Origin of the sequence: Yoonia sp. R2-816 (assembly GCF_046762905.1) — a bacterium.
In the GTDB taxonomy this organism is placed as follows: domain Bacteria; phylum Pseudomonadota; class Alphaproteobacteria; order Rhodobacterales; family Rhodobacteraceae; genus Yoonia.
In genome coordinates this window covers 1-1,308 of sequence record NZ_JBKQXN010000225.1, presented here as the reverse complement: position 1 = coordinate 1,308, position 1,308 = coordinate 1, and the positions used below count along the sequence as shown (strand labels likewise).

Annotated in this window: 2 protein-coding genes; one reads left to right on the top strand and one right to left on the bottom strand. The window is 53.8% G+C overall.

Annotation, left to right across the window (positions count from 1 at the left end; translation table 11 throughout):
* Nucleotides 1–129: 129 nt before the first annotated feature.
* Nucleotides 130–887 (bottom strand): IS5 family transposase gene (locus ACFWW2_RS16050; RefSeq protein WP_393929550.1). Its coding sequence is split into 2 segments (ribosomal slippage): nt 130–563 and nt 563–887, totalling 759 coding nucleotides; the frame shifts between segments, so codons are not numbered across the junction.
* 144 nt (nt 888–1,031) lie between these two features.
* Here ACFWW2_RS16050 and ACFWW2_RS16045 point away from each other — a divergent pair.
* The coding region (locus tag ACFWW2_RS16045) for a hypothetical protein (protein WP_393929548.1) at nt 1,032–1,308 on the top strand (277 nt) is incomplete at its 3' end.

Sequence of the window (1,308 nt, the reverse complement as noted above, 5' to 3'; positions counted from 1 at the left end):
CACATCCAATCCAATAAATAGCTTCATCCCGTCATCCTCCATCTGGGTTCAATACGGGAATGGCGACAGCGCGATGCTGATCTGACAAGTGGCAACGGTCGTGCGCGACGCAGGCCCCGTTACAGCATCTCATAACCAATAGATGACGGTTGCGGCGAGAGCGATTGCTGAAAGGAAGACCTTGGGACAGCGGTCATAGCGGGTTGCGACGCGCCTCCAGTCTTTCAGCCTGCCGAACATGATCTCGATGCGGTTGCGCCGCTTGTATCTGCGTTTGTCGTATCGGACCGCTTTGGCGCGGGACTTTCGACCGGGGATGCAAGGCCGTATGCCCTTGTCATGCAGAGCTTCGCGGAACCAATCAGCGTCGTAACCACGGTCCCCAAGCAACCACTCAACGCTTGGCAAGCTGCTCAGCAGCGCCCTCGCTCCGATATAGTCGCTGACCTGCCCAGCAGTGACAAAGAAGCTGATGGGCCGCCCCTGGCTGTCACAGACCGCATGAAGCTTTGTGTTCATACCACCTTTGGTCCGGCCAATCAGACGTCCACGCCCCCCTTTTTAACGCCCATGCTGGTCGCGGTGCGGTGAGCTTTGAGATACGTGGCATCAATCATGACTGTCTTCTCTTCGCTGTGCTCGGCAGCAAGACCCATCATGATCTGAGCAAAAACACCTTTTTCACTCCACCGTTTCCAGCGGTTGTACAGGGTCTTGTGTGGCCCATATTCCTTGGGTGCATCTCGCCAGCGCAAGCCATTGCGATTGATGAAGATAATGCCACTCAGCACACGCCGATCATCGACGCGCTGCTTACCGTGGGACTTGGGAAAGAAGGGCTCAAGACGCGCCATCTGCGCATCCGTCAGCCAGAATAGATCAGACATATTCACCGCTCGTTTTTGAGCCATGAATCATGCTGCCAAGGGGAAATCAATGGGTCCTGACCCTAAGAGGCGCAGGCCTCACCATAGCTGATGCCTATTCAAATATAGAATCCCGATATTTTCCATTTTGGTGATCTGGTTCTTATGCTGGACGCGAGACGAATTGAATGGAACGTCGGCCAGGAAGAGAGCCAGGTTTCCGCTCATCATCGGCACGTACAGCATGCAAACGAGATCAAATCAATTGCTCACCAGCTTGAATTGGAGAACGTAATGACCATTATGAACACCCCACCTGCCGCAGGTCATGATTTTGTTGGCATCAGTGAGTTCCTGGTCAATGAATTCACCAATAGCGCGCAAATCGACCCAAGTGTAACAGCCCTCGCCAATGGCCATTTTGTTGTCACCTGGCAGTCTC